Source organism: Streptosporangium sp. CA-135522 (assembly GCF_050949235.1).
In the GTDB taxonomy this organism is placed as follows: Bacteria; Actinomycetota; Actinomycetes; order Streptosporangiales; family Streptosporangiaceae; genus Streptosporangium.
Genome location: NZ_CP192026.1, coordinates 1241375 through 1263528, shown reverse-complemented (window position 1 = coordinate 1263528; position 22154 = coordinate 1241375). Strand labels below are relative to the sequence as shown.

Sequence of the window (22154 nt, the reverse complement as noted above, 5' to 3'; positions counted from 1 at the left end):
TAGGGCCTGTCGTCATGGCGAACGGCTACGGATTGGTCACATTGAGGCGGAGATAACGGGGCGTAATCGAATGGCGACAGCAAGGCTCTTAGTATGCGTAAATATTTCACTTGATAGACAAATAAGTCGGCTATTTGTTAGAAGGACGTTTGGCCTTCCGCGCGACGCGCCGTGACGCTTTGGGGCCCCTTTCGGTTTACCGGAAAACGAAACGGCTCGCGCCCCCGAGGGGAGCGCGAGCCGTACCGGATCGGTGGAGATCAGTGGCCGTGGCCGTGACCGTGGCCGTGACCGCCGGCGGCGGCCGGGGCCTCCTCCTCGGGCTTGTCCACCACGAGGGCCTCGGTCGTCAGCAGCATGCCGGCGATGGAGGCGGCGTTCTGGACGGCCGAGCGGGTGACCTTGACCGGGTCGATGACGCCCTGGGCGATCAGGTCGCCGTACTCGCCGGTGGCGGCGTTGAAGCCCTGACCGGCGGAGAGCTCGGAGACCTTGGTCGTCACGACGTAGCCCTCACGGCCGGCGTTCTCGGCGATCCAGCGAGCCGGCTCGATGAGCGCCTTGCGGACCACGGCGACACCGGTCGCCTCGTCGCCGGACAGACCCAGGTCGTCGAGGACCTTGGCGACGTGGATGAGAGCGGAGCCACCGCCGGAGACGATGCCCTCCTCGATCGCGGCGCGGGTCGCGGAGATGGCGTCCTCGAGACGGTGCTTCTTCTCCTTGAGCTCCACCTCGGTGGCCGCGCCGACCTTCAGCACGGAGACACCGCCGGCGAGCTTGGCCAGGCGCTCCTGGAGCTTCTCGCGGTCCCAGTCGGAGTCGGACTGCTCGACGGCGTGCCGGATCTCCCTGACCCGGTCGGAGATCGCCTGCTGGTCGCCGGCGCCGTCCACGACGGTGGTGGCGTCCTTGGTGATCACGACGCGGCGGGCGGTGCCGAGGACCTCGAGGCCGACGTTCTCCAGCTTGAGGCCGACCTCTTCGCTGACGACCTCGCCGCCGGTGAGGATCGCGATGTCCTGCAGCATGGCCTTGCGGCGGTCACCGAAGCCCGGCGCCTTGACGGCGACGGAGGTGAAGGTGCCGCGGATCTTGTTGGTGACCAGGACGGCCAGGGCCTCGCCCTCGACGTCCTCGGCGATGACGAGCAGCGCCTTCTTGGTCTGCGCGACCTTCTCCAGCAGCGGCAGGAAGTCGGCGACGGAGGAGACCTTGCCCTGCGTGATCAGGATGTAGGGGTCCTCCAGGACCGCTTCCATGCGCTCCTGGTCGGTGACCATGTAGGGCGACAGGTAACCCTTGTCGAACTGGAGACCCTCGGTGAACTCCAGGTCCAGGCCCATGGTGTTGGACTCTTCGACGGTGATGACGCCGTCCTTGCCCACCTTGTCGAACGCCTCGGCGATCAGCTCGCCGATCTTGGCGTCCTGGGCGGAGATCGTCGCGACGTTCGCGATCTCCTTCTTGTCCTCGACCGGACGGGCGGACTCGATCAGCTTGTCGCTGACGGCCTTGGCCGCGAGGTCGATGCCGCGCTTGAGCGAGAGCGGCTGGGCGCCGGCGGCGACGTTGCGCAGACCCTCGCGGACCATCGCCTGGGCCAGGACGGTCGCGGTGGTCGTGCCGTCACCGGCGACGTCGTTGGTCTTGGTGGCGACTTCCTTGGCGAGCTGCGCGCCGAGGTTCTCGTACGGCGCCTCCAGCTCGACCTCACGGGCGATGGTGACACCGTCGTTGGTGATGGTCGGCGCACCGAACTTCTTGTCGATGACGACGTTGCGGCCGCGCGGACCGAGGGTCACCTTCACGGCGTCCGCCAGGGCGTTCACGCCACGCTCGAGAGCGCGGCGGGCGTCCTCCTCGAACGACAGGATCTTCGGCATGTCAATCCTCTCTAAAAGTACGTCGGCGCATCAAAGCCCCGGGCGCTCGCGCGGCCCGGGGCTCGATACGTCATCTTTATGAAGCGAGAACTACTTCTCGATGATGGCGAGCACGTCGCGAGCGGAGAGCACGAGGTACTCCTCGCCGCCGTACTTCACCTCGGTGCCGCCGTACTTGCTGTAGAGGACGATGTCGCCCTCCTTGACGTCGAGCGGGATACGCTTGTCGCCGTCCTCGTCCCAGTTGCCGGGGCCCACCGCGAGGACCTTGCCCTCCTGCGGCTTCTCCTTGGCGGTGTCCGGGATCACGAGGCCGGAAGCGGTGGTCTGCTCGGCCTCAAGCGGCTGGACCACAATGCGGTCGCCGAGCGGCTTAACGGGAACCTTGGTGGCGGTCGTCACGTCGGACCTCCCCTTCAGATTTGGATGATCTAGAAGAGGCGACCAGCGGTCTGCCGTCGCGGATGTCAGACCTGCCTCGTCGCATATTAGTTGGCACTCTCAAGGGGAGAGTGCCAATACGGAACAGTATGCAAGGAGGCCTTGACAGTCAACACGAACCGCCCGTCTGCGCTTCCCGCGAACGTCACCCCCGCCGCCGCACCACCGCCGGCAGGCCCCTAACGCGTGCGATCTGCTCCTCGTACAGCTCGCGGGAGCGCCGCAGGAAGTCCACCATGACCCGGAGTTCGGCCTCGGAGTATCCGGCGGTGATGCCGCGCCCCGCCTCGACGATCGGGCCGTAGAGCTCCATCGCCTTTCCGACGGCCTCGGGGGTGGCCCGCACGACGACCTTGCGGCGGTCACCGGGATCGGGTGAGCGCGTGAGGTGGCCCAGCCTCTCCAGCCGGTCGAGCATCGCGGTCACACTGCCCGTGGTCAGCCCCAGCTCCGCCCCCAGGACGCTGGGCGTGACGGCCTCGCGCCGCATCAGGATCTCCAGACATCGCAGGTCGGTGCGGTTGACCCCTAGACAGACGGCCGCCGCCTCGTCGAAGGCGTCCACCGCCGCCTGGTTCGCCTGGATCTCCTCGCCGAGCGCGGATATGAGCTCGCCCATGTTTTCTCTTGACATTCAAGCCTCTCGATCATCAAGATAAATATGTCTCGAACATCAAGCTACAAGCTTTTCAAGGGAAAACGAAGGAGTCGTCTTGCGTCCTCTCCATGTGATCGTCATCGGCGCGGGCACCGGCGGGATGTGCCTGGCCCAGGGCCTCAAGCGGGCCGGAGTCTCGGTCGCCGTCTACGAGCGCCACAAGACTCGCTCCGACGGCCTGTACGGCTACCGCGTCGGCATCGACCCCATGGGCAACCGCGCGCTCAAGGAGTGCCTGCCGCCCGAGCTGTTCGACACCTACGTCGCGACCTGCGCCCGGTCGCCGAAGTTCTTCAACGTGCTGACCGAGGGACTGCGGACGACCGCGTCGTTCGAGCTCCTCCCGAACGACGACCCGGTCGACAGCGAGCGCTCGGTCTCCCGGATGACCCTGCGCCAGGTGCTGCTCACCGGCATGGACGACGTCGTCCATCACGGCAAGGAGTTCACCCACTACGAGCTGCACGAGGACGGCACGGTGACCGCCTTCTTCGCCGACGGCTCCCGCGCCACCGGCGACGTGCTCGTCGCGGCCGACGGCACCGGCTCCAGGGTCCGCCGGCAGTACCTGCCGCACGCCGAGGTGAAGGACACCGGCGTCATCGCGATCTCGGCCAAGGTCGAGATCACCGCCCGGACCAGGGCGCTGCTGCCGGCCGAGGCGTTCGAGGGGATCTCCCTGACCTTCGCCCCCAAAGGACGGTTCTGCATCTGGCACGTCATGGAGTTCAAGTGGGACCGCGACGGCTCGCTCAAGCACACCGTCGGCGGCAACGACGCCGAGCTGATCGAGCGGTGGCCCGGCCTGCTGTACGACAACACCCGCGACTACATCAACTGGGGCTTCTCCGCCGCGACCGACAAGTTCCCGCCCGACGTGCTGCGGATGCGCGGCGAGGAGCTCAAGCGACTGGTCCTGGACATGACCCGGGACTGGCACCCGCACATGCGCGAGCTGTTCGAGGCCGCCGACCCCGGAAGCTGCTTCCCCGTCAACATCCGCACCTCGGTGCCGATCCCTCCGTGGAAGACCACCGGCGTCACGCTGCTCGGCGACGCCATCCACACCATGACCCCCGGCCACGGCGTCGGCGCCAACACCGCCCTGCGCGACGCCATGCTCCTGTGCCGAGAGCTGGTCGCCGCGCACGCCGGCGACAAGACCGCACTGGAGGCGGTGGGCGCCTACGAGGCCGAGATGATCCCGTACGGCTTCGCCCGCGTCGCCGACTCCCTCGCACAGAACGGCACCGGCGGCGACGACCCGCTCCACCGGCCCGTCGTCGGACGCCTGGTCCTCGCCGCCACCCGGGCGTTCTTCAGGACGACCGCCCTGGTCCCGGCACTGAGGCGCAAGTTCATCGGCGACCTGACGGCCTACCGGGGCGCCGACGTGTGACCCGCGCACCCTTCGAGCTCCCGGGCCACATGCGAACCGCTCCACTTCCCAGCGACGCCGGCCCGGGATTCGGGGAACATACGGGAGGACGAGGCGACCTCCGACAGGAATGTAAACCAATGAGCACGCACGGTAACGACGGCGACGCTACGGTGGACGGCGTGACCAGCACGATAAGCGAGGAAACGGGCACGCTGAGCGAGGTCGGCGACCTGCTCGACAATTGGCCCTATCCCCCGGGCAGGGGATGGACGGCCGACGACCTCGACCGCCTTCCCGACGAAGGTCCCAACGGCGAGCTGGACTTCTTCAAGCACGTAGAACTCGTCGACGGAGCCCTCATCTTCATGTCCCCCCAGAAGCGCTTCCACGATGTCGTGATCCGCAGGCTTGCGAGCAGCTTCGAGGCCCAGGCGCCCGAGCGGCTCGCGGTGGCCACCCAGATGGACGTCACGCTCGGCGTGAGACAACGCCCCTGTCCCGATGTGCTGCTCATCGACGCAGCCCTGAATCATGATCACGACCGCACGTCATACGTCCCCGAGGAGGTCCATCTGGTCGTGGAGGTGGTCTCGCCCGAGTCCAAGCTGCGTGATCGCGAGGTGAAGCCGCGACGTTACGCCGGAGCTGGAATAGCGCATTTCTGGCGCATCGAGGAAGAAGCCGGCAAGCCGGTCGTCTACGTCTACGAGCTCGATCCCGCCACGTGCGTCTACGTCCCCACCGGCATCCACCACGGCAGGCTCTCGGTCGAGGTGCCGTTTCCCATCGAAATCGACCTGGCCGACCTCCTGAGCTGAGGCGGTAACGTCGGACGACGTGGACCTTGACGCATTCCGGGAGTTACTGACGCCGCGCGGCCAGGAGGCCTTGGGGGCGGCCGCCGAGCTGGCGGGCGACGACCCCGTGGCTGCGGTGACACGGCTCAGGAAGACCTACGACGCCGGCCTCACCTCGGCCGCGCTCACCCAGGCCACGCTCCGGCGTCGGGCACGGGAGAAGTTCGGCGCCGACGCCGATCTGATGTACTTCACGCCGAACGGCCTGGAGCAGGCCACCCGCCGTGAGGTCGCCGACCACCGGGCCCGCCGCATCTCTCCCGGCTCCCGGGTCGCCGACGTCTGCTGCGGCATCGGCGGCGACCTCCTCGCGCTCGCCCGGGCGGGATGCGAGGTGGAGGCCGTGGACGCCGACCCGCTCACCGCCGCGATCGCCCGGGCCAACGCCGACGCCCTCGGTTTCCGAGACCGGGTCTCGGTCCGCGCGGCCGACGCCGCCACGATCGATCCGGCCGCCTTCGACGTCCTGTTCGCCGATCCGGCCCGCCGTACCGCGCGGGGGCGGACCTTCGACCCGATGGCCTACTCACCGCCCTGGCCCGAGGTGCTGGAGATGGTCGCCAAGGCGCGGGCGGCCTGCCTGAAGGTCGCCCCGGGCATCCCCTACGAGTTCATCCCCACCGGCGCCGAGGCCGAGTGGGTCTCCTACAAGGGCGATGTCAAGGAGGCCGTGATCTGGTGCGGCGATCTGGCGGGCCAGACCGAGCGCAGGGCCACGATCCTGCCCACGGGCGCGACGCTGACGCCCGACCCGGAGCTCGGCCGGGCCGAGCACGGTCCCGTCGGCCGCTACGTGTACGAGCCGGACGGCGCGGCGATCCGGGCGCATCTCGTCGCGGAGATCGCCGCGATGGTCGGCGGCCACCTGCTCGATCCGCACATCGCCTACATCACCGGGGACGCCGCGTCGCGGACGCCGTGGGCGTCCCGGTACGAGGTCCACGAGGTGCTGCCGTTCTCGCTCAAACGGCTGCGGGCGGCGCTGCGCGAGCGCGGGGTCGGCAACGCGACGCTCAAAAAGCGCGGTTCGGCGGTGGACATCGAGCGCCTGCGAAAAGATTTACGGCTTTCTGGCGACAAATCCGCGGTGGTCATTCTCACCCGGATTATCGAAAGGCCGTTCGCCCTCATCTGCGCCCCTTCTTGACCTGCCAAAACGGCGAATTCGGACAATCAACCGACAATCACGATCTTTTAAATTCCGCTCTGAAAAACCTTGATCCAAACGCTAGGGTTGCCGGGCGGGAGTTCTTCCCGCGCCTGCGGTTCAACCGCGTTCATTAGCAAACCGGACCAATCCCACCGCGCGGCTGACCGTCGGCGAGTGAAGGAGCTTTCGGTGGATCACTCCGACCACACCCTGCTCCAGGCAGGCAGTCAGACCGCCATCTCCGACCGGATGCGCGAGCTCCTCGCCCGCGCCGCCCAGGATCACGTGTACGAACAGCGCACCCAGGGCGCCGTGCTGGATGAGATCCGTCAGCGTCTGGAAGGCATGGAGTGGCTGCTGCGCGAGGTCAGGGAGCGCGAGCTCGGCGGGCTGAACGGCACGCTGGAATCCGTCCACGGCCGCCTGGACGACATCGCCGTGCGTCCGCCGGCATGGGCCGAGGGCCTCGCCCAGCACGTCGAGGCGGTCCGTGACCACGTGGACGCCGTGGGCGAGCGCGTCGGCTCGGTGGGCCAGCGCGTCGACTCCGTCCGCGACCGGGTCACCCCCATCGGGGAGCTGCCGAGCCTGTGGGCCGATGTCGGCACCGTCGGCGAGAACGTCGAGGAGGTTCTCACCCGCCTGCAGTCGGTCGCCGACGACACCCGGGGCGTCGGCGACCGGATGGGCGACGTCACCAAGCGCCTCGGCCAGATCCAGACGAACATGGAGGCGGCGGCCAACCGCTTCACCCGCCTGGACAGGTCGCTGGGCGACCTCGCCCAGCGTGCCGAGCGTCTTGAGTCGGGGATGGCCGAGCTGTCGTCGAGCGTGCGAGAAGCCGTCGGCGACGCGGCCGAACGCCTGCTCGCCGCGGTCGAGCAGGTCAACGGCCGGGTCGACCTGCTCGTGAGCCGGATGGACGGCCGGGCCGACGGCGTGGAGGGCCGGATCGAGGGGCTGGACGGCCGGTTGAGCGGGATCGACGGGCGCCTGAGCGCGCTGGACGAGCGGATGACGGGCGTGGGCTCCCACCTCGGCGAGGTCACCACCCGCCATGACGGGCGTTTCGACACGCTCGACGAGCGCCTCGACGACGTCGAGGGCCGGGTCACCAGCCGTGTCGACGTCGTCGACTCCCGCCTGTGCACGTTGGAAGGCCAGGCCGAGAAGATCGGGCTGAGGCTGGAGACCGTCGACGAGCGGGTCGAGGCGGTCGACCGGCACGTGGGCCGGCTGCCCGCGACCCTGAACATCGGAGAGATCATCGGCGAGCAGACCGGCGATCACGCCAGACGCTTCGACGCCCTGGACGAGCGCGTCGTGCAGACCCAGGCCGCCCTTCTCCCGCTGGCCGACCTGCTGCGTGCCCAGCCCGACCGCGAGCAGCTCGCCGAGGCCCTCAGCGAGACGATGGAGCCCGCCCGCACCGACCTCACCCGACGCCTCGGCGCGCTGGAGGAGACCATGCTGGCCCTGGCCGAGGCGCTCCTGCGCCCCACCCGCAATGACAAGGACTGACCCGGCACGCCCCTCGCCGGCCTCCGCCCGTCCCCCATGAAGCCTCGGGAGACCGACGGAGGAAAGCCTCACCCGGACCGACCCGCCCCGTGTGCGGCCCCACCCTCGCGCGAGACCCGTGCCCCGCACGGGGACGGGGTCACACGTGGACGGTGGTGATCGGAAGCGAGGAGTCGGCGGGGATGTCCAGCAGGGACGGGGCGATGCCGGCCGCCACCAGATCGGAGCCGAGCGCGGCCACCATGGCCCCGTTGTCGGTGCACAGCCCCGGGCGGGGGACGCGCAGCCGTACGCCGGCGGCGTCGCAGCGCTCCTGGGCGAGGGCCCGCAGCCGGGAGTTGGCCGCCACGCCGCCGCCGATCAACAGGTCCCGCACGCCGTGCGTGCGGCACGCCTGCAGGGCCTTGCGGGTCAGCACGTCGACCACGGCCTCCTGGAAGGAGGCCGCCACGTCGGGCACGTGCACCGGCTCGCCGCCGCGCTGGCGGGCCTCCACCCAGCGCGCCACGGCGGTCTTGAGCCCGGAGAAGGAGAAGTCCAGCGTTCCGTCGTCCTGCTTGCCGCGCGGGAACGCGATGGCCGTGCCGGAGCCGTCGCGAGCCACCCGGTCGATGTGCGGGCCGCCGGGGAAGGGCAGGCCGAGCACCCGGGCCACCTTGTCGAACGCCTCGCCGGCGGCGTCGTCGACCGTGGAGCCCAGGGAGATGATGTCCTTGGCCACGTCGGGCACCAGCAGCAGGGAGGAGTGACCGCCGGAGACCAGCATGGCGATGCACGGCTTGGGCAGGGCGCCGTGTTCGAGCTGGTCCACCGCCACGTGGGCGGCAAGGTGGTTCACGCCGTACAGGGGCACGCCCAGGCCGAGAGAGTAGGCCTTGGCTGCGGCGACGCCGACGAGCAGGGCGCCGGCCAGGCCCGGCCCGGCGGTCACCGCGATCGCGTCGATGTCGGTGAAGCGCAGGCCCGCCTGCTCCAGGGCCCGCTCGATGGTCGGGGTCATCGCCTCCAGGTGCGCCCGGGAGGCCACCTCCGGCACCACGCCGCCGAATCGGGCGTGCTGCTCCACGCTGGAGGCGATCGTGTTGGCCAGCAGGGTGTGCCCCCGGACGATGCCCACTCCGGTCTCGTCACAGGAGGTCTCGATGCCCAGGACCAGAGGTTCGTCACGCATTGAGATCCTTCTTCATCGTGATCGCGTCGGTGCCGTCCTCGTAGTAACGGCGGCGCAGGCCGATCCGCCCGAACCCGAACCGTTCGTACATGGCCTGCGCGTTCGGGTTGTCGGCGCGCACTTCCAGGAAGACCGCGCGCACACTCCGCCGTACGGCCTCCGCCAGCAGCTCGGTCAGCATGGCCGCGCCGATGCCGGTCCGCCGCCGGTGGGCGGAGACCGCGATGGTCTGCACATCGGCCTGGTCCCCGGCCGCGAAGAGCCCGGCGTAGCCGATGATCTCCTCCTCCAGCAGCGCCACCACGTAGTGCCGGGTTCTGGGCTGGTCGTCGAGCTCCCCGCGGAGCATGCCCTCGCTCCAGGCGTCGCGCGGGAAGGTCTCCCTCTCGATCTTCATCACGGCGGGCAGGTCGTCGACGGTCATCTGGCGCAGCACCACACTCATGTGGAGACCTTCTTCGGTGCCGAAGGCACCTGGGCGTCGGGGCGGCGCAGGTAGATGGGACGGGGAAGGCTCAGCACGGGATGCGTGCCGCTCTCCACCACCTCCCGGACATCCGGCTCACCGAGCTGCTCGGCGGCCAGTGCCGCCAGCGCTCCCGCGAAGGGGTATTCGGGCGCGTCGAGCAGGCGGGAGGCTCCGACGACCTCGGCGTACATCCGCGCGCCGGCGCCGACGAGGGGAAGCTCGCCGGGCAGGTCCTGTGGCTTGTCCACCGACGGCCCGGACAGCCGGACCCGTAGATCCTCGTAGTGGCCCCAGAACACCTCCTTGCGCCGCGCGTCGGTGGCCACCAGGAACGGCTCGGTCAGCCCGCTGCCGTAGGCGACGGCGTCGAGCGTGCACACGCCGTAGGCCGGGACGCCCAGTGACGTCGCGAGGGCCTGGGCGGTCATCAGACCGACCCTCAGGCCGGTGTAGGGGCCGGGCCCCGCGCCCGCGACGACCGCGGTGACGTCGCCGAGCACGACCCCTGCCTCCCGCAGGACCGTCTCGATCGTGGGCACGAGCAGCTCACCGTGACGACGCGCGTCAACGGTCGTCGACTCGGCGAGGACCCTCTCACCGTCGTGCAGCGCTGCGGTGACGGCGGGGGTCGCGGTATCAAAGGCCAGGACCAGCACGAAAAGTCAGCCTAGCCCGTCGGACGACGCACCGGCCCACTTCGGGGCCGTCCCGTGGTCAGGCCGCGGAGCCGGCCGGCTTGACCAGGGTGGCGTAGACGATCACGTTGTCGCGGTACTCGTGCTTGTCCCAGTCGAAGTTCCCGCCGCAGGTGATCAGCCGGAGTCCGTCCTCCAGATAGACCTTGTCCGCCGGGAAGCGGTCCTTGCCGACCTGCTCGACGGAGTCCACGCGGTACTGGGCGACCTTCCCGTCGCTGCGCACGATCTTGACTACCTGCCCCTCCCGGATCTGCTTGAGCTTGAAGAAGACCGCGGGGGCCGTCTTGGTGTCGACGTGCCCGAGGATCACCGCGGGCCCCTCCTCGCCCGGGACCGCGCTGTCCTTGACCCAGCCCGCCGTACCCGGCTTCTCGTACGGCGGAAGCTCGATCTGGCCGTCGGTCACGCCGAGCTTCATCAGGGGCGCCCTGATGCCCAGCGACGGGATGTCGAGGCGGCTGGGCACGATCGAGGACCGGGCGGGCGCCGTGATCTCGCCCCCGCCCCTGTTGAAGGCGACCATGACGGCGCCGGTGATGACCCCTGCCACGATGATCCGTGACCAGCGGGAGGATTCGGCCATCGGAACCGGTCGCGGCTAGGAGCGGCGGCGGCGCACGACCGCCAGGCCGATGCCGCCGGCGAGGGCGGCCGCCAGCAGTGCCCCGGTCACGCCGAACGGCATGCCCGACTCACCCGGGCCGCCGGCCGCGGTGCCGCCGCCGCCCGTGCCCGGGGCGTGGGTGCTGATGACGGTCCGGGTCGGCCTGGAGGTGGGGGTGTCCCTGGGAGTGGGCTTGGAGGTGGGCTTGACGTCCGTCACGACCTTGAGACTGGCCTTGCCGGTGTCGTTGGTCCCCTCGCACCTGGCGTTGACGTCGTAGTCGCCGGCCTTGCTGCCGGTGGCGACGGTCGCCTGACCTCGGACCCACGGCTTGGCCACGGGGGTGGCGCTGGCGGAGGGCGCCGGGGTGGGGGTCGTGAGGATCGGGTCGAGCGTGACCGGCGAGCGGAAGACGTGCGACGACGCGGTGCCGCGGTGCTCGGGACCGCCCTCGGGGATCGGGCAGTTGGCCAGCACCCACACCTTCTGCCCCGCCTTGACGCGGGACGGGCTCAGCTGGACCTCGATGTCCTGCCGGCTGATCCCCGTCCCCGGCGCGGTGGGCGAGGCCGTTCCCGTGGGACTGCCCGAGTTCGCCTCGGCCGTGCACCCGACCATGCAGGCCATCCCGAAAAGGGTGATGGCTCCTAGAACCGCGACACGCTTGACCCTTGGCACCGTCGCACTCCACTCCGCAGTCCGGCCGACGACCCTCGCCCGGCACAACTTCCCACCACTCCCCCATTAAACATGGGCAAACACGTCAGAGTCGATCTTCAACCCTGATGATCTATATCAAGTGGGATGTAGTGCCAGCGTGCCAGGATTCCCGCGGCTACGGGGGCGAATCAGACGATGCCCTCCCATCGGGCGCCGACTCCGCGGAGCCGTACCGTCCGTTCCTCGCCGGTTTGACCCCGTTCGATGGAAATCTCCAGCCGGTCGTCGGTGAGCCCCTCGACCAGGCCCTCGCCCCACTCCACGACCGTCACCGACTCCTCCAGCGAGGCGTCCAGGTCGAGGTCGTCGACCTCCAGGTCACCGCCCAGCCGGTAGGCGTCCGCGTGGACCAGCGCGGGGCCTCCCGACAGCGACGGGTGCACCCGGGCGATGACGAAGGTCGGAGAGGTGATCGGCCCGCGCACCTTGAGCCCGTCGGCGATGCCCTGGACCAGGGTCGTCTTGCCCGCGCCGAGCGGCCCGGACAGCACCGCCAGGTCTCCCGGGCGCAACAGCCCGGCGAGCTCCACGCCCAGCTCCCGCATCTCCTCGGCGGTCGCCACGATTCTCACTGCTCGATCACTCCCGTTGATGTCGTGCCGCCGCGGTCCCGCGGCGGCTTCGCGGATCAGGCTCCGCGCCCGCGCCCCGCGGCCCGGCTCACCGCTCGGCCTCGTCCGCGGCCGCCCGCTTGAGCAGGTCGCGCAGGGCGTCGTTGACGACGGTCGGCCGTTCCAGCTGGACCAGGTGCGAGCTGTCGGGGACCTCGGTGAACTGGGCCCGGGGCAGGGCCGCCGCCATCGCCTTGCTGTGGTCCACGGGCGTCAGCCAGTCCTTGTCGCCCACCACGATGGAGGTGGGCAGGCCGTCCAGGACACCCAGCGCGCCCAGCTTGTCGTGTGACATCAGCGCCGGGTAGAAGTTGGCGATCACCTCGAACGGGGTGGAGCGGATCATCGACTCGGCGAAGTCCACCACCGTGGGGCTGACGTTCTTGGAGTCGCCGAAGCCCAGATAGCGCAGGGCCAGGAAGGCCACGTCGTTGCCGGCCTCGCGGCTCTTGTCCACCAGCGTGCCGTTACGGCCCAGCACCGACACCGTGCCCGGCGTGATCTTGTGCACCGCCTTGGCCAGCAGCGCGGGCAGCCCCAGGGAGATCTCGGCCAGTTTGCCCGAGGAGGTGGAGATCAGCGCGACGCCCTTGATCCTGTCACCGAACAGCCCGGGGTGCCGGTCGGCCAGCGCCATGATCGTCATGCCGCCCATGGAGTGGCCGACCAGGACGCAGGGCCCGGGCACCAGCGCGTCGATCACCTCGGCCAGATCGTCGCCGAGCCGGTCGATCGTCGAGTCCTCGGGCGTGGCGCGCGGCGAGCGCCCGTGGGAGCGCTGGTCCCACAGGACCAGGCGGTAGGAGTCACGCAGATCGCGGCGCTGGTAGTGCCAGGAGTCGAGGTTGAGGGTGTAGCCGTGGCACAGCACCACGGTCAGCGGGGCGTCCTCGGGGCCGTCCACCTCGGCGTAGAGGGACACCCCGTCGGAGGTGGTGACCGTGGTGGGCCGGCCGCGCAGCTCGCCCAGCGGCTCGTTGGCCTCCAGGTCGGGCCGGAGCCTGATGCGGCCGACGGCGTAACGCTTGGCCAGGGCCGCGGCGGCCACCCCGGCCGACGCCACACCGACGATCGCGCCCGCGATTCCGACCCTGCGCCGTGTGGTATTACTCATGCGACCCCCTGAGCTGCCTCTCACCGGTAAACGCGTGGAACCCGCGAACCGATCCTGGTCACGATCTCATGCGTGATCGTGCCAAGGGAATCCGCCCACTCCTGTGCGGTCGGCTCGCCCCGCGAACCGTCGCCGAACAGGATCACCTCATCCCCCTCGGTCAGCGGGTCGTCCCCCATGTCGATCACGAACTGGTCCATGCAGACCCGCCCGACGATCCGCCGTCGCCGGCCGCCCGCCAGCACCTCCACCCGATCGGTGGCGTGCCGCAGGATCCCGTCCGCATACCCGAGAGGGACGAGGCCGAGCGTGGTCTCGCGATCGGTCACGTGCAGGTGCCCGTAGGACACTCCCGAGCCCGCCGGGGTCCGCTTGGCCAGCGCGAGCCGCGCCACCAGGGTCATCGCGGGGCGCAGGCCGAAGTCTCCGAGCTCGGGAATGGGGCTCAGCCCGTAGAGCGCGATGCCCGGCCGGACCATGTCGTAGCGCGCCTGCGGCAGCGTCAACGCGGCCGCCGAGTTGGCGATGTGCCGGATCACGTGGGAGCCGGCGGCGCCGGCCTTCTCGGCGACGGCCAGCGCGTCGTCGAAGGCGGTGAGCTGGACGTCGATGGACGGGTGTCCGGGGATGTCGGCACAGGCGAAGTGTGACCAGACTCCCACGACCTCGATCGTGCCGTCGGACTGGCGGGCCATGGCACGGTCCACCACCGCCGGCCAGTCGGCGGGCGTCGCGCCGCCGCGGGTGAGGCCGGTGTCGGCCTTCAGGTGCACCCGGGCGGCCTTGCCCGTACGGCCGGCCGCCTCGGCGATGTCATCCACCAGCGCCACGGTGGCGGCCGACAGCTCCACGTCCCGGCCGATCGCCTCCTCCAGCGGCTCGCCGGGCGGGATGAGCCATGACAAAATCGGCGCGGTGACCCCGGCGTCCCGTAGTTCGAGGGCCTCGCGGATGAAGGCGGTGCCGAGCCGGGCGGCCCCGCCCTCCAGGCCGGCCCGGCCGCAGGCGACCAGCCCGTGCCCGTAACCGTCGGCCTTGACCGCGAACATGATCTCGGCGCCGGGGGCGCGGTCCCGCAGGAGGGCGACGTTGTCCCGGATCGCCGAGAGGTCCACCCGCGCCTCGGCCGGGGTCATCGGGAAACTCATCTTGCCAGTCTCGCAGGTCGGCCGCCTTCGCGGCGTCGATCGGCGATCGACGCGATGACCCCGGAGAGGGCCTCGACGACGTCCCAGGCGGCGAGCGGGCCGTGCCGCCCGGCGATCCCGTGCAGGTGGGCGGCGCAGGAAGCCGCGTCGTACGGGCTGAGCCCGCCGGCCAGCAACGCGCCCGCGAGCCCGGCCAGCACGTCGCCGGTGCCGCCGGTGGCCAGCCAGGGGCTGCCGGTGAGATTGGCCCTGACCGGCGAGCCCTCGCCTGCCACCAGCGTGGTCGAGCCCTTCAGCAGCACGGTCACGCCCAGCTCCGAGGCGGCCCGCCGTACGTGCTCCAGCCGCCGGGCCTCGATCTGCTCCCTCGGCACGTCCAGCAGCCGGGACAGTTCGCCGGCGTGCGGAGTGATCAGCACCGGCGCGGTCCGCCGGAGCAACGACCTGTCCCGGGCGACCAGTGTGAGCCCGTCGGCGTCCACGAGCACCGGGACGTCGCTCGCCAGCACCGCGCGGGCGATGGCGAGCGACTCGGGCTCGGTGCCGAGGCCGGGCCCGAGGACCCATGCCTGCACCCGGCCCACCTGCTCGATTCCCTCGCCCGGCCGCAGAGAGGTGATCACGGCCTCGGGCCAGCGGGCCCGCACCTGGTCCACCGGCTCGGCGACTCCCGCGTAACGGACCAGGCCCGCCCCCGCCCGGATCGCCCCGCCGACGGCCAGCACCGCGGCCCCGGTGTAGCGGTGGCTTCCGGCCGCGATGCCGACGACTCCCCTGCTGTACTTGTCGGAGGCCGCGTCCGGCCGGGGCAGCATCGCCGCCACGTCGTCGTCGGTCAGCGCGGTCGCCTCGGGACCCGGCAGGTGGGGCCCGAGCCCGATGTCGACCAGCTCCACCCGGCCCGCGTTCCCCGAGCCCGGGGCGACGAGCAGGCCGATCTTGTAAGCGCCGAACGTCACGGTGACGTCCGCCCGGACCGCGGCCCCCTCGATCCGCCCGCTGCTCGCGTCCACCCCGCTCGGCACGTCCACCGCGACCACCGCGCCACGTGCGTCGCCGGTCAGCCTCGCGAGGGTCGCGTACGGCTCGCGCAGGGCCCCGGTCCCGCCGATCCCGGCCAGCCCGTCCACGACCAGGTCCGCCGCGCCGATGAGCTCGCCGGCCTGTGTGGCGGCGCGCGGGGTCGTCACCCGGCCGCCGGCCCGCCGCAGGGCCGCGAGCCCGGCTTCGTGGACGCGCGTCCCGGCGAGGACCGCGTCCACCCTGGCCCCCCTGGAGGCCAGACGCGCTCCGGCGTAGAGGGCGTCGCCGCCGTTGTCGCCACCGCCGACCAGCAGCACGACGCGGGAGCCGTACACCCGCCCGAGTGTCCTGGCGCAGATCACGGCGAGCCCGGTGGCCGCCCGTTCCATCAGTGTGCCTTCGGGCAGCCCGGCCATCAGCGTCGACTCGGCCGCCCTGATCCGGTCGGCGGTGTAAGCGGTCAGCATGATCCCGACGCTATCCCGCGCCGGTCCGCGGCGCGTGGTCCGGCGCGTGCTCCGACGCGCCCCGGCCCTCGGCGATCACGTAGGCGATGGCCACGCCCCCGTCGTGTGTCAGCGACACGTGCCAGCGCGTCACGCCGAGCGCCGCCGCGACCTCGGCGACCCGCCCGCTGACGTGCAGCTCCGGCCGGCCGTGCTCGCCGGTGCGCACCTCGGCGTCCAGATGGGCCAGGCCCGGAGGCGCGCCGAGCGCCTTGGCCACCGCCTCCTTGGCCGCGAACCGCGCGGCCAGCGACTGCGTGGCCAGCACCCGCTCGACCTCGGTGAACAGACGCATCCGCAGCCCCGGGGTCCGCTTCAGCGTCGCCTCGAACCGGGCCACGTCCACGACGTCCACACCGATGCCCACGATCACGAATACAGGTTAGCGAAGCGCGCCCACCATGACCGTTTTCCGGGGATCGGCAAGGATTGCCCTGCCGGTCGGGTGATCCAGTCCCCTTCCCCTTTCCATGCTCCGGTAATCCATAGGTGTTATCCACAGGCTGTGGACCACCGCCTCGGGGTCGGACGTCTACTCCACGGTGACGGATTTGGCCAGGTTGCGGGGCTGGTCGACGTCGTGCCCCTTGGCGGCGGCCAGCTCGCAGGCGAAGACCTGCAACGGCACCGTGGCGACCAGCGGCTGCAACAGCGTCGGCACGACGGGGATGCGGATCAGCGTGTCGGCGTAGGGCTCGACCGCGCCGTCCCCCTCCTCCGCGATGACGATGGTCTTGGCGCCCCTGGCCCGGATCTCCTGGATGTTGGACACGATCTTGTCGTGGATCACGCGCTGGCCCGACGGGGACGGGACGACGACCACGACGGGGAGACCTTCGTCGACCAGCGCGATCGGACCGTGCTTGAGCTCCCCCGCCGCGAAGCCCTCGGCGTGCATGTAGGCCAGCTCCTTGAGCTTCAGCGCCCCCTCCAGCGCGACGGGGAAGCCCACGTGGCGGCCGAGGAAGAGCACGCAGCGCTCGTTCGCCAGCGAGCGGGCCAGCGCGCGGACCGGTTCCACGGTCGCGAGGACCTCCTGCACCTTGGAGGGCGTCTCGGCCAGCCGGTCGATGATCTGGGAGATCTCGTCGCCGAACTTGGTGCCCCGGACCTGGGCCAGGTAGAGCGCCACGAGATAGCAGGCGACGAGCTGGGTGAGGAAGGCCTTGGTGGAGGCGACGGCGATCTCCGGGCCCGCGTGGGTGTAGAGGACGGCGTCGGACTCGCGCGGGATCGTGGAGCCGTTGACGTTGCAGATGGCCAGCACCCGCGACCGCTGCTCGCGGGCGTGCCGCACGGCCATCAGCGTGTCCATCGTCTCGCCGGACTGGGTGATCACGATGATCAGCGTGTCCCGGTTGAGGATCGGGTCGCGGTAGCGGAACTCGCTGGCCAGCTCGACCTCGCACGGCACCCCGGCCCAGTGTTCGATGGCGTACTTCGCGATGAGCCCGGCGTGATAGGAGGTTCCGCACGCGACTACGATGATCTTGCTGACGTCCCGCAGCTCCTGGTCCGACAGCCGCATCTCGTCCAGCACCAGCCGGCCGTCGGGGCCGATCCGGCCGAGCAGCGTGTCGGCGACCGCTCTCGGCTGCTCGGCGATCTCCTTGAGCATGAAATGGTCGTGGCCGCCCTTCTCCGCGGCCGAGGCGTCCCAGTCCACGTGATAGCTCCGCGTCTGCGCGGGGTTGCCGTGGAAGTCGGTGACCGCGACGTTCGACGTCCGCAGCTCCACGACCTGGTCCTGGCCGAGCTCGACCGCCTCCCGCGTGTAGGCGATGAACGCCGCCACGTCCGAGCCGAGGAAGTTCTCCCCCTCCCCGCGTCCGACCACCAGCGGCGAGTTACGCCGTGCGCCCACCACCACGTCCGGTTCGTCCACCGAGACCGCGAGCAGGGTGAAGGCCCCCTCCAGCCGCCGGCACACCCGGCGCATCGCCTCCGCCAGGCCGTACCCGGCGAACCGCTCCAGCAGGTGCGCCACCACCTCGGTGTCGGTCTCGGAGAAGAGCTTGTGCCCGTCGTCCTCCAGCTCGGCCCTGAGCTCGGCGAAGTTCTCGATGATGCCGTTGTGGATGACGGCGATCCGATCCTCGCAGTCGGTGTGCGGATGGGCGTTGCGGTCGGTCGGCGCGCCGTGGGTGGCCCACCGGGTGTGCCCGATCCCCGCCGTCGCCGGCGGCGCGGGCCGGGTGGCCAGTATGGAGCGCAGGTTGACCAGCTTCCCCGCCCGCTTCTCCACGGTCAGCGCCCCGTCGGCGCCTACCAGAGCGATCCCGGACGAGTCGTACCCGCGGTATTCGAGGCGCCCCAATCCCTCGATCGCGACCTCGACCGCCTGCCGCCGGCCGACGTATCCCACGATTCCACACATGGCCAACCCCCTTCGTCATGAGAAAGATCGGCCGCAGAGCCTATGGAGAACCCCCCGGAGAGCTCAAGAATCCTGCCTGTCATCGGGCAGGACGGTCCCCACGGGGAAGCCCTTCCGACCGATCAGTAGGCTTCGGGACTATGGCCAACGGGTGGGACGCGACGCCGTACGTCGAGCTGAGCCGGGCGCAGTGGAGCGAGCTTCGCAAGAACACGCCCCTGACGCTCACCGAGGAGGAGCTCGAAGAACTGCGCGGCGTCGACGACCCGATCGACCTGGCCGAGGTCACCGACATCTACCTGCCGCTCACCAGGCTGCTCAACCTGCACTTCACCGGGGCCAGGCAGCGCAGCGCGGCGCTCAACACCTTCCTCGGGGCCAGCCAGCGGCCCGCGCCGTACATCCTGGGCATCGCCGGCAGCGTCGCGGTCGGCAAGTCCACCACCGCCCGGCTGCTGCACACCCTTCTGGCCCGCTGGCCCGAGCACTCCCGGGTGGACCTGATCACCACCGACAGCTTCCTCTACCCGAACAAGGTCCTCGCCGAGAAGGACATCACGCACAGGAAGGGCTTCCCGGAGAGCTACGACCGGCGCGCCCTGGTCAGGTTCGTCGCCGACGTCAAAGCCGGCCTGCCCGAGGTGAGCGCCCCCGTCTACAGCCACCTGGAGTACGACATCGTGCCGGGCGCGACCCAGACCGTGCGCGAGCCCGACATCCTCATCGTCGAGGGCCTGAACGTCCTGCAGCCCGCCCCGCCCACCGCGCTCGCGGTCAACGACTACTTCGACTTCTCCATCTACGTGGACGCCAAGGTCGAGCACATCCGCGCCTGGTACGTGGACCGCTTCCACAAACTCCGCCGCACGGCCTTCGAAGATCCCAAGTCCTACTTCAAATACCTCGCCGAACTGTCGGACGACGAGGCGACCGCGTTCGCCAGGAACGTCTGGCGCGACGTCAACGAACGCAACCTGGTGCAGAACATCGCCCCCACCCGGGGCAGGGCCGGCCTGGTGCTGAGCAAGGGCGCCGACCACTCGATCCGCCGGGTACGGCTGCGCCGCGTCTGACCCCCTTCGGGGACCTGCGACAACCCTGCCTCCGCAGCGGCTCGACCGGGTATCAGCCGGGTATCCGCCGGTCCCGTCCGGTGGCGGTATCGGCCGGGCGGCATGCCGTACTCGCGCTTGAACGCCTTGGCGAAGGCGAACTCCGAGGTGTGGCCGACACTCTCGGCGACGGTCTTGAGGGGCGCGTCGCTCTCGCGGAGCAGGCGTCCGGCACTGGTCATGCGCCACCAGGTCAGGTAGGTCATCGGCGGCCGGCCCACCAGGGCGGTGAACCTCTCGGCGAACACGGTCTGGCCTTTCGCTTCGACAAGACTCCCGGCAGCTACCTCGCCGGCCTCCATCTCCGCGGAGCCATCCTGTGGATCCGCAGCCTTCAGCCCATCTGAAGATCCGGACGCCGTACAGATCCTAGTTGGAGCGGGGCCGGAGCAGGTCTTCGACAAGGGTGTCCACCAGACCGTGGGGGATGCTCGCCCCCGTCAGGGCGCGATAGACGATCGGGCCGACAAGAGCGTCCATCGTGGCGTCGGGGCCGAGGCTGGGCGAGATCTCGCCGGCGTCGATCCCGCGCACGAGCATGTCGCGTTCCCGTTCACGGCGTGGACCGAGATAGCGCTGGTGAAAGCTTTGGGCCGTGCCGGGATCGTGCTGCGCCTGGGCGATGAGTGCGAGCAGGACCTTGCCGGCAGGGTCGCGGGCGAGGAATCGCGCGAAGCCGCGCAAGTAGCCACGGATGCTTTCCGCCGTGGGCTTGTCCGTGGGGACGGGAAGGCGCTTGTTGCTGTCTTCGATGAGCGTGTCAAGGAGGATCTCGACCTTCGAGGGCCACCAGCGGTAGATCGTCTGCTTGGCGACGCCGGCACGACGCGCGATCGCCTCGATGGTCAGAGCGCCGAAGCCGTGCTCGACGAGCAGGTCGTCCGCGGCATGAAGCACGGCCAGACGTGCGGCCTCGTCGCGCCTGGGGCCGGAGCGCGCCCTGCGGGGCTGAGAGTTCGCGGCGGGCATGCGGGACACACTACCCGTCAGCGGTGCCGTACATTTGTCTAGACGCGACGTCGCGTCTAGATTGAGGGACCCACCGCGAAGGAGTGAATGTGTCCGCCACGTCCAACCGCCAAGCTCTCATCATCGGAGCCTCTCGAGGGTTGGGGCTTGTCCTCGCCAACGAGCTCGCTCGACGCGGCTGGCGCGTCATCGCCACGACGCGCCAGAGCGGCGGCGAGCTGCAAGCGAATGCCGATGCCTGGAATGGACGACTGAAGGTCGAATCGTTGGAGATGACAAACTCCGAACAGCTAGCCGCTCTGCGCGAGCGCCTGGCCGGCTGTCGACTCGATCTGCTTTTCGTCAACGCTGCAATCGACCGAGGTGATCTGCCGATCGACGAGGTCTCGACCGACATGTTCACCGAGGTGATGATCACCAACGCGTTGAGCCCGTTGCGCGCCGTTGAGGCCCTCCGCGGACTCGTCGCGCCCGGCGGAACCGTCGCGGTCATGTCATCTGAGCAGGGCAGCATCTCGCGAAACACCGAGCCCGGATTTGAGCTCTACAAGGCCAGCAAGGCCGCGCTCAACCAGCTGATGCGCAGTTACGCCACCCGTCATGCCGACGACGGACAGACCAAGCTGCTCATCGACCCCGGCCACAATCAGACCCGGCTCGGCGGACCCGACGCGCCCCTCAGCCCTCAGGAGAGCATCCCGGCCGTCGTCGACGTCCTCGAAACGCAGGCCGGCGGCCCCGGCCTGCGGTTCCTGGATCGCCACGGCGAGATCGTCCCGTGGTAGAGCTCCAGGTCAAAGCGCCAGGCTGCGCCTCTCTCCTTATGTTGTGGGCAGAGTGAATCGGGCGTAGTTTGCCCGGCTCATTCCGTCAGCCCCGGTGTACGCCGACAGCGTCGCATCCGTCCATTCATCGGGTCACTCGACTGAGCAGTCCGAGGGCGCCCCTGAAGCATGCGCCGACTCGTCCGAGCGGCGGGGGCGCCGGAGCGACATGGCTTGCTGTGGCCACCGGCGTTCGACCTGATCGATCTCCGCGGGGTGCGACTCTGCGACCGCGGCTTTCGCGCGGCGACGCTCGCTGCCGAGTTCACCGCCGGCTCCCGCTGTGAGACGACCGATGAGGGTCGGCTCGTACGTGCGCACGCGTCCCTTGCAGGCCGAACAGGATGAGAAGCTCGACCACGCCGCCATCGGCGCTGCCCAGCCAGTGCGGCAAGGACGTGTCGAACTCGGCCGCCTCACCGGGCGGCAACGTCAGGTCGCGCTCGCCGAGCACGAGCCGCAGGCGACCGTTGAGCACGTACAGCCATTCGAAGCCTTCGTGAGTCTGCGGGGTCGGTTCGAGTGGTTCCGGCTGGGCGGGGATGATCATCTTGAACGCGTGCACTCCGCCCGGTCGCCGGGACAGGGGCACGAAGGTCATCCCAAACCGGTGGATCGGCTTGAGGTGTATCCGGGGGTCGCCGGTGCGCGGGGCACCGACGAGGTCGTCCAGCGGAACGTCGTAGGTACGAGCCAGCGGCAGCAGCAACTCCAGGGTCGCCCGGCGCTGCCCGCTCTCCAGCCGGGACAGGGTGCTCTCCGACACACCGGTGCTCGCCGCGAGATCGGCGAGGGTGAGGCCGCGGTCACGACGCAGCGCACGAAGTCGCGGCCCCACCGCGTCAAGCACGTCGTCGTCCGTCTTGCGATCCACGAGACCATCTTGCCAGAACCGCAAGTTTCCGTGCCAAATC

Annotated in this window: 22 protein-coding genes and 1 pseudogene; 6 read left to right on the top strand and 17 right to left on the bottom strand. The window is 70.1% G+C overall.

The features are described from left to right. Nucleotides 1-260: 260 nt before the first annotated feature. The 3 genes from groL to ACQPYK_RS06340 all read right to left on the bottom strand — a co-directional run bounded on the left by groL (nt 261) and on the right by ACQPYK_RS06340 (nt 2946). Nucleotides 261-1886: a chaperonin GroEL gene (gene groL, locus ACQPYK_RS06350; protein WP_433251620.1), complete on the bottom strand. Its 1626-nt coding sequence runs from the start codon at nt 1884-1886 to the stop codon at nt 261-263. 90 nt (nt 1887-1976) lie between these two features. Further along, nucleotides 1977-2288, bottom strand: a complete 312-nt coding sequence (gene groES, locus ACQPYK_RS06345; protein ID WP_012887898.1) for a co-chaperone GroES — start codon at nt 2286-2288, stop codon at nt 1977-1979. A gap of 184 nt (nt 2289-2472) precedes the next feature. After that, nucleotides 2473-2946, bottom strand: a complete 474-nt coding sequence (locus ACQPYK_RS06340; protein ID WP_433251617.1) for a MarR family winged helix-turn-helix transcriptional regulator — start codon at nt 2944-2946, stop codon at nt 2473-2475. 94 nt (nt 2947-3040) lie between these two features. Here ACQPYK_RS06340 and ACQPYK_RS06335 point away from each other — a divergent pair, with 94 nt between their 5' ends. From ACQPYK_RS06335 to ACQPYK_RS06320, 4 genes are all read left to right on the top strand, one after another. Continuing rightward, nucleotides 3041-4384: an FAD-dependent oxidoreductase gene (locus ACQPYK_RS06335; protein WP_433251614.1), complete on the top strand. Its 1344-nt coding sequence runs from the start codon at nt 3041-3043 to the stop codon at nt 4382-4384. Nucleotides 4385-4545: 161 nt separating this feature from the next. After that, complete coding sequence (locus tag ACQPYK_RS06330; RefSeq protein WP_433251611.1) at nt 4546-5184, top strand: Uma2 family endonuclease; 639 nt, start codon at nt 4546-4548, stop codon at nt 5182-5184. 19 nt (nt 5185-5203) lie between these two features. Continuing rightward, nucleotides 5204-6370 (top strand): class I SAM-dependent methyltransferase, encoded by a 1167-nt coding sequence (locus ACQPYK_RS06325; protein WP_433251608.1) that lies wholly within the window; start codon nt 5204-5206, stop codon nt 6368-6370. 192 nt (nt 6371-6562) lie between these two features. After that, nucleotides 6563-7894 (top strand): hypothetical protein, encoded by a 1332-nt coding sequence (locus tag ACQPYK_RS06320; protein ID WP_433251606.1) that lies wholly within the window; start codon nt 6563-6565, stop codon nt 7892-7894. Between the two features lie 139 nt (nt 7895-8033). On the opposite strand, the gene tsaD is transcribed toward ACQPYK_RS06320, so the two are convergent. The 11 genes from tsaD to glmS all read right to left on the bottom strand — a co-directional run bounded on the left by tsaD (nt 8034) and on the right by glmS (nt 18335). Beyond that, complete coding sequence (tsaD, locus tag ACQPYK_RS06315) at nt 8034-9065, bottom strand: tRNA (adenosine(37)-N6)-threonylcarbamoyltransferase complex transferase subunit TsaD (protein ID WP_433251603.1); 1032 nt, start codon at nt 9063-9065, stop codon at nt 8034-8036. Then, nucleotides 9058-9510: a ribosomal protein S18-alanine N-acetyltransferase gene (rimI, locus tag ACQPYK_RS06310; protein WP_433251600.1), complete on the bottom strand. Its 453-nt coding sequence runs from the start codon at nt 9508-9510 to the stop codon at nt 9058-9060. Before rimI ends, tsaD begins: the two co-directional genes overlap by 8 nt. Continuing rightward, a complete protein-coding gene (tsaB, locus tag ACQPYK_RS06305; RefSeq protein WP_433251597.1) occupies nt 9507-10190 on the bottom strand; it encodes a tRNA (adenosine(37)-N6)-threonylcarbamoyltransferase complex dimerization subunit type 1 TsaB in 684 nt (227 codons plus the stop codon). Before tsaB ends, rimI begins: the two co-directional genes overlap by 4 nt. A gap of 58 nt (nt 10191-10248) precedes the next feature. Further along, on the bottom strand, nt 10249-10815 hold the full coding sequence (locus tag ACQPYK_RS06300) for a class F sortase (RefSeq protein WP_433251594.1): 567 nt from the start codon (nt 10813-10815) through the stop codon (nt 10249-10251). 15 nt (nt 10816-10830) lie between these two features. Then, on the bottom strand, nt 10831-11463 hold the full coding sequence (locus ACQPYK_RS06295; protein ID WP_433251591.1) for a hypothetical protein: 633 nt from the start codon (nt 11461-11463) through the stop codon (nt 10831-10833). Nucleotides 11464-11684: 221 nt separating this feature from the next. Then, nucleotides 11685-12128 carry a tRNA (adenosine(37)-N6)-threonylcarbamoyltransferase complex ATPase subunit type 1 TsaE gene (tsaE, locus tag ACQPYK_RS06290; protein WP_433251588.1) on the bottom strand — a complete coding sequence of 148 codons (444 nt, stop codon included), beginning with the start codon at nt 12126-12128 and terminating at the stop codon, nt 11685-11687. An 88-nt stretch (nt 12129-12216) separates the two neighbouring features. Beyond that, on the bottom strand, nt 12217-13281 hold the full coding sequence (locus tag ACQPYK_RS06285; RefSeq protein WP_433251585.1) for an alpha/beta fold hydrolase: 1065 nt from the start codon (nt 13279-13281) through the stop codon (nt 12217-12219). A 20-nt stretch (nt 13282-13301) separates the two neighbouring features. Continuing rightward, the gene (gene alr, locus ACQPYK_RS06280) at nt 13302-14429 is read right to left on the bottom strand and encodes an alanine racemase (protein ID WP_433251582.1); all 1128 of its coding nucleotides are present in this window, start codon (nt 14427-14429) and stop codon (nt 13302-13304) included. Beyond that, complete coding sequence (locus ACQPYK_RS06275) at nt 14426-15919, bottom strand: NAD(P)H-hydrate dehydratase (protein WP_433251579.1); 1494 nt, start codon at nt 15917-15919, stop codon at nt 14426-14428. Before ACQPYK_RS06275 ends, alr begins: the two co-directional genes overlap by 4 nt. A gap of 10 nt (nt 15920-15929) precedes the next feature. After that, on the bottom strand, nt 15930-16331 hold the full coding sequence (locus ACQPYK_RS06270) for a holo-ACP synthase (RefSeq protein WP_433251576.1): 402 nt from the start codon (nt 16329-16331) through the stop codon (nt 15930-15932). A gap of 159 nt (nt 16332-16490) precedes the next feature. Beyond that, nucleotides 16491-18335 (bottom strand): glutamine--fructose-6-phosphate transaminase (isomerizing), encoded by a 1845-nt coding sequence (gene glmS / locus ACQPYK_RS06265; RefSeq protein ID WP_433251573.1) that lies wholly within the window; start codon nt 18333-18335, stop codon nt 16491-16493. 140 nt (nt 18336-18475) lie between these two features. On the opposite strand from glmS, the gene coaA reads away from it, so the two are divergent. Then, entirely contained in the window at nt 18476-19408 is a 933-nt protein-coding gene (gene coaA / locus ACQPYK_RS06260; protein ID WP_433251570.1) for a type I pantothenate kinase, read from the top strand. A gap of 89 nt (nt 19409-19497) precedes the next feature. On the opposite strand, the pseudogene ACQPYK_RS06255 reads toward coaA, so the two are convergent. Both ACQPYK_RS06255 and ACQPYK_RS06250 read right to left on the bottom strand, forming a co-directional pair. After that, nucleotides 19498-19749: pseudogene (locus ACQPYK_RS06255) on the bottom strand (helix-turn-helix transcriptional regulator); the annotation flags it as partial. A 67-nt stretch (nt 19750-19816) separates the two neighbouring features. Beyond that, complete coding sequence (locus ACQPYK_RS06250; RefSeq protein ID WP_433251567.1) at nt 19817-20416, bottom strand: TetR/AcrR family transcriptional regulator; 600 nt, start codon at nt 20414-20416, stop codon at nt 19817-19819. An 89-nt stretch (nt 20417-20505) separates the two neighbouring features. Between ACQPYK_RS06250 and ACQPYK_RS06245 the strand changes: the two genes are divergently transcribed. Next, nucleotides 20506-21201 (top strand): SDR family NAD(P)-dependent oxidoreductase, encoded by a 696-nt coding sequence (locus ACQPYK_RS06245; RefSeq protein WP_433251564.1) that lies wholly within the window; start codon nt 20506-20508, stop codon nt 21199-21201. A 304-nt stretch (nt 21202-21505) separates the two neighbouring features. Here ACQPYK_RS06245 and ACQPYK_RS06240 read toward each other — a convergent pair whose 3' ends face one another. Beyond that, nucleotides 21506-22114 carry a helix-turn-helix domain-containing protein gene (locus tag ACQPYK_RS06240; RefSeq protein ID WP_433251561.1) on the bottom strand — a complete coding sequence of 203 codons (609 nt, stop codon included), beginning with the start codon at nt 22112-22114 and terminating at the stop codon, nt 21506-21508. Nucleotides 22115-22154: the final 40 nt, after the last annotated feature.